Source organism: Clostridium sp. RTP31139st1_H3_RTP31139_211217, from assembly GCF_040227035.1.
Taxonomy (GTDB): domain Bacteria; phylum Bacillota; class Clostridia; order Clostridiales; family Clostridiaceae; genus Clostridium; species Clostridium saudiense.
This window is the reverse complement of the sequence record NZ_JBCOAB010000086.1, coordinates 1-5637: the sequence shown is the minus strand read 5'-3', so window position 1 is coordinate 5637 and position 5637 is coordinate 1. Positions and strand designations below refer to the sequence as shown.

Genomic DNA, 5637 nt, shown 5'->3' with positions numbered 1-5637 from the left:
ATTTTAATCATAGCTTCTGTTGTAATATCTGAATTTTGTCTATGCTCTCTAATTATTAAATCTAATGCTTCACTACTATACTTTAAATTATTTTTCTCTTTAACTTCTTCTATGTACTCTACATTTTTTTCTGTCATTTTATATTCTTTTCTTATTCTTGCCATCTTAAATTTAACTCCTTTTACTTTTTTATTAAGGGCTTTGCCCTCGCTATGCTCACCCATAAACTTAAAAAAAGTTTAATCAAATCCAAATATGAATTATAAAATATCTTAACTGGAAATTATACCTGTAGATATTTTATAAGAGCATAAAGAGAAACTGCCCCCAAAAATTTTGTGGGGCTAGGCAAAGCCTAGCATTTTCTTGGGTACAAAAAAATTTCCAAATGTCCCACTTTGCCACACAAAAACCGTATTAAAACCGTATATAATACGATACTTTGTCAGCAGTTATTTTCTTAATTTTATCACACATTTTTTTAATCTCAAACTATTTTTTTATAAAAAAAATGGAGCCACTGCTCCATAAATAAATAATCCCACTAAAATATAAATAGTATTTTAACTTTCAATTTGTAAGCCTATTTCTTAAAATTTTAAAAAAACTTTTTTTCTCGGCTTTTTGGCTCTCCATTTTAAATTTAATCTCTTGTAATTTCTTCTCAAGCTCACTAACTCTAAGCTCCAAGCTATTTGTACCCTCAAATTTTTCTTTTTCTCTCAAAGCTCTTTCCTCTGTTGATACAATAATAAACTTACTCATACTAATATTTTTCTTTTTTGCTATATCTTTAAATAATGCTTTTTGCTCCTTACTTACTCTAATCTTTATATAATCATCTTTTATAGCCATTGTTCCCACCCCTATAAATTAATTTAATCCCCTGTTATCACCATACCATAAACATAATAAAAATCTTGTCTAATCCTAGAACAGGTACTACGTACCCTATAATACAAGGGCTGAAAATTTGATACCTATTTAAATGTATCTTTATGAAAAAAAAGAACAGGTACTACGTACCCATAATACAAGGACGAGAAAATTTGATACCTGTTTTTAATTAAAACTTGCAGAATTGAAATATTGAATTAGTTCTTAAAATGCTTTATAATACAAAAAGAACAAGTATTATATTAATCCTTGTTCTTTTAAAAAGTTTCTATCACGGACATACGTTGGTTTTGATATGTCTAGTTGTGAACATATATCTTTTTGTTTAAGACCTTGTGCCAAAAGGTCTTTTATTTTTGCCCTTCTTTCTGCAATTTTATCTTTTTCACTTACTTTCCCATCAGCTCTCAGCTTTTCTTGATATTTGTTTTTTTGATATTCTCTATCTCTCAAATTCTTTCTTCTTTTAAATTCTCTCTTAGAAATTATTGTACTCATATAAGTTTCTTCAAGCTCTGTAATTGCTAAAAGCTCTATAAGAGTTTCATTCTTGTACTTATAATCCTTATCTTTGCTTAAATAAACCTTCTCTGCACTCCTAGTAGCTCTTATAACCTCTGTTTCACTTAATGGATATACAAACTCTCTATTAAGCTCTAAAACGTCCTCTAAAGCCTTTTTAGTGTCCTCTAAGAAATAACATAGATAATATCTATACAAGAATAATATAAGCTCTCTATGCCCTTTTAAATCATACTCTCTTAGTTCACATAGTTTTATTATGTCTTGTATTCTAGCATAATAAAGACTTCTTTCTCTATGAATAAATACCGTCTTACTCGGTCTACCCTTTTTCTTAGCTTTTCTTTCTTCAAGCTCTGGTAGATATTCATTTTGAATTTCTCTTAAATCATAAATATAATCATACTGCTCTATAACTTTAACAGTTGTCTTAGATTTAGAGTTAATACTTCCTGGTACTCTTAATATTCTTGTAGGGTCTAAAGCTTGTCTATCAGCTCCAAACGGCTTTAAAACACTATATAAATATTCTTCTATTGCTTTCCATAAGGGTAATGCCTTACTTGGTACTGAATTTAAAAGCCATATTAAATAAAGTCCTCTGCCACTATCTATGATTAAATTAGGTCTTGGAATACTTTTATTAAAATAATCTGCTTCAAGGTGCATTATTATTTGCTCCTTAGTGAATCCAGTTTTATAAATATCTAAATCTATAAATTGAGCTTTAAGCTCCTTTAGATATTCTAATCTTCTAAAGGTACTATAAAAAGTATTTATGCTAATATATACATTCTCTTGGTTGAAATCTTGCTCCAATAGCTCATTATATCTATAATGCCATTGCTTGTACCCACAATTGATTTCAGCCTTAGTAATCCACCCTTTGCTATCACTATGTAGAATATCTAAGTAATTTATTTGCTCTGAATATTTCTCTTTCATTAATACTTGCCCCATGCTCTCACCTCCCTTGTTATGAATATACACCACTATATTATAATTTCTTATATCTATTAAAATCTATAACTTCTGACTTTTTAGTTTTAATTTCTTTATTCTTATTAAAATTTTTATCTATTTCCTTTGTTTTTTCTTTTTCTCTTTTCTTCTTTAATCTCTCTTTAAAGGCATTTATAGCCTTTTCTAAAATTGCATCATTTAATTCAATGAACTCAAATGTTTGCTTATCTAAATATTCATACTTTCCATTCTCACCTTCTAAGGTACAATATAAGTAATCTTCTAATAGTTCCTCATCTGATTTTTTTCTGTCATAGTATCTTAAATAATAATTTATACTGCCACTTATTTTTACCCATAGCTTTTTTTCATCCATGCTCTCACCCCCTTTGTTTAACTTCTATTTTACTTGATATTAAAATACTATACAATGCAAAATATTCCATCTATTGACAACAAGGTGTAATATATTTACCTATGTGATAAGCTCAACAATATAGATTTTAACAAAAAATTAACCTGTTTTAATTTAAGAAAAAGGGGCAAATGCCCCTTATAGTAAAATTGAAAATAAAGCGTTATATTAGTTATTTATCGAATATAGTATTACCTTTCCATATCCCAATCTCTTACTTTATTAGGCTTATTAACTGGTATGCTCCTAGAATTATCAATATTGCTCCTAGCGTTATTCCCATTTGAATTGCATATTGTTTTACTCTGTCCTTCCAATTCAGTTTGTCTATTCTCTCTACTTGAGCTACCGTTTGACTTAATACTCTCATCATTTCCATGTGATATTTCTTGATATTTTCTACTTCCTTCAAAGTCTTTTCTAACTTCTCTTGATGAAGCTCTTTCAGTTCCTCTGATTTCTTTGTCATCATCTTGAAGGCTTCTTGTGTTTTCTCGCTTAGTTCCTTGTTCTTCTCTTCTCTTATTTTCTCGTTGCTCTTGTATAGCTCTCTCTCTTTCTCGATTAAGTCTATGGTCTTGATTAATCTGTTGTTCAAGACTGTCTGCTCTGCGTTCAAATTCTTTATCAAGGTCTGAAATTCCTTCATATCCGAAATTTGTTCCTCTTTCTCCATCTCTAAAAATTGATTTTTCTTGTCCATTAAACTCATTCTCTAATTCCTCCTTATTGTACTTATCTCCTAAGCTCCTGCCCCTAATTGCTTTACCATGGTCGGGGTGCTTATAACTTATACTGTTTTTTGTTACTCTAGTTTCTATCTCAAAGTTTTTTTCTAAAAACTCCCTAAAGCTTTGTAAATCCTTTGTTCTCTCCCTTGCTATATCTATTATCTGTCTTAACTCATCTTTCCAAGGGATTTGACCTCTATCCATTATCCTCTTTTCGGCACTACTAATCCTTTTCTCTGCCTTATGATATAGGTCTAAAGTCTTTAAATTTTCTCTCTCGCATAGCCTATTACTTTCTCTTTTTATATCCCATAAGCTCTTATTACTGGCATTATATTTTAGTCCATTTTCAAAACTAACGCTGTTAACCACTAAATGGTTATGTATATGGTCTTTATCTTTGTGTGTTACCACAAATACCTCAAAGCCCTTAAATTGGCTCTCTGCAAGTTCCTTGCCTATTTCGTGAGCCTTTTCTGGAGTTATATTATCTTCAGGACTAAAGCTCTGTATTATATGATGATATTTTACCCCTCCAGTTTTTCCATAAAGCTCTTGGGTCATATTAAAGTCATTAACTATATTATCAGGGTCGCAATCCTTCCCCCCTATAAGTTTTTCTTCTGTCTTTTCTTCTTGTGTTAAATAACTTACTATTTTTTTAGGAGTAGCCTTTGAGGCTATTCTTTTAATAACTGCCATTACCCATTCACCTTCTTTAGTGCTTGAAGAACTTCTCTCCATACATAATCAAGCTCTATTTTCATTTCTTGAAGCTCTTTAATATTTTCTATCTCTCCACTATTAACTTTTCTAGTTAATTGATTGAGATTAATTCCTATAGCTTTCATCTCTAAAACAAGCTCTTTAATATCATCAATAACTATAATTTCTTTTTCTAAAATTGCCTTTCTCATAAACTCACTTTTAGTGAGTTTTGATTTCTCAACCTTCTTTTCAAATCTCTTATATTCATCTTCTGATACTCTGCAATTTAGTCTTTTCACTTTCTCTGATTTCAAAATTATCACCTCGATTTTGAAATATTTTTAGGGTGGTCTTGGAGGGTCTCCCCTCTAAGCGAGAAACAAATTTATTTGTTGTATTTACATACTTTTGTATGACAAATACGCATCTCGCTATCTGTATTATAATTATATTTTACCTCTAAAGTATAATTATAACAACCCCCAACCGAAAGGGGAGTTATTAGTAAAAATGCGTGGCTGTTAAATCGGATAAAATGAACGTAGTAAGTGCTAATCAAATTTTGCTGGCACTAATTTTTTTACTCATAATTTCCTTTATTTATTTTCAATAAATTTATTATTGCTCTATCTTCCTTTTATTAACCATTCATTATATTTTGCTTCAAAACTTTGTTGGTCTGGAAATATAATTCCCATTCCAACCTCAATACAATCTTCACATTCTTCTGTTAATTCATTATCTACATTGATGTGTCCAAAGTTATAGTCATACTCAAATATATAACCATTTTTAATTAATTTAAATTCTTTATTTTTCATATAATCTCCCTCTGTTCTATTGTAATATTACGATATATCTATAATATATCTTTTTCAGTATCTTGATATATAACTTCATCACCTATAATTTTATAAGTATCTAAAAATCTATACCATACTCCACCTTTTTTACACTCATTAACTACTCTAACTTCCCAATGCTCCTTAAACTCCATTATATGTATCTCTATATCTCCGTATGGATTTTGATTATATTCAAAATTTAATCCATCTAGTTTAATTCTTTCCATAGTTTTTTTGAGTTCTAATATTTGATTTTTAATCTCTTCTGGAATTAAATAATTCATTTTAACCTCTCCTTATAATAAATTCTTTTTTATTTGTATTATTACCAATTAACACTAATCATAAATACCTTTTAAAGCTCTTTGGATTGTACAAGTGCTTAATCCAATTTCTTTTACTATTGCTCTGTAACTTAATCCAGAAGCTCTAAGCTCTTTAATTTTTTTAACTTGTTCATCTGTTACTTTTCTTGGATTAATTAAAGCTCTTGATTCTAACTCTTCTATTTTTTTCTTTAACTCTTTATTTTCTTTAACTAATTCTTCATTAGCTG

General features: G+C 29.3%; 8 protein-coding genes. All 8 read right to left on the bottom strand.

Going from position 1 to position 5637, the window contains the following annotated elements:
- Positions 1 to 570 precede the first annotated feature (570 nt).
- Positions 571 to 855, bottom strand: coding sequence for a hypothetical protein (locus tag ABUA17_RS18290; protein ID WP_055277986.1), 285 nt, complete (start codon positions 853 to 855; stop codon positions 571 to 573).
- 279 nt (positions 856 to 1134) lie between these two features.
- Positions 1135 to 2379: a hypothetical protein gene (locus ABUA17_RS18285; RefSeq protein WP_055277985.1), complete on the bottom strand. Its 1245-nt coding sequence runs from the start codon at positions 2377 to 2379 to the stop codon at positions 1135 to 1137.
- Positions 2380 to 2416: 37 nt separating this feature from the next.
- Positions 2417 to 2758 carry a hypothetical protein gene (locus ABUA17_RS18280; RefSeq protein ID WP_055277984.1) on the bottom strand — a complete coding sequence of 114 codons (342 nt, stop codon included), beginning with the start codon at positions 2756 to 2758 and terminating at the stop codon, positions 2417 to 2419.
- A gap of 230 nt (positions 2759 to 2988) precedes the next feature.
- The gene (locus tag ABUA17_RS18275) at positions 2989 to 4272 is read right to left on the bottom strand and encodes a relaxase/mobilization nuclease domain-containing protein (protein ID WP_082425311.1); all 1284 of its coding nucleotides are present in this window, start codon (positions 4270 to 4272) and stop codon (positions 2989 to 2991) included.
- Positions 4230 to 4550: a plasmid mobilization protein gene (locus ABUA17_RS18270; RefSeq protein ID WP_055277982.1), complete on the bottom strand. Its 321-nt coding sequence runs from the start codon at positions 4548 to 4550 to the stop codon at positions 4230 to 4232. Before ABUA17_RS18270 ends, ABUA17_RS18275 begins: the two co-directional genes overlap by 43 nt.
- A gap of 312 nt (positions 4551 to 4862) precedes the next feature.
- The gene (locus ABUA17_RS18265) at positions 4863 to 5057 is read right to left on the bottom strand and encodes a hypothetical protein (protein WP_055277981.1); all 195 of its coding nucleotides are present in this window, start codon (positions 5055 to 5057) and stop codon (positions 4863 to 4865) included.
- 38 nt (positions 5058 to 5095) lie between these two features.
- Positions 5096 to 5365, bottom strand: coding sequence for a hypothetical protein (locus ABUA17_RS18260; RefSeq protein WP_055277980.1), 270 nt, complete (start codon positions 5363 to 5365; stop codon positions 5096 to 5098).
- A 54-nt stretch (positions 5366 to 5419) separates the two neighbouring features.
- A partial coding sequence (locus tag ABUA17_RS18255; RefSeq protein ID WP_349824106.1) for a helix-turn-helix domain-containing protein occupies positions 5420 to 5637 on the bottom strand: 218 nt, incomplete at its 5' end.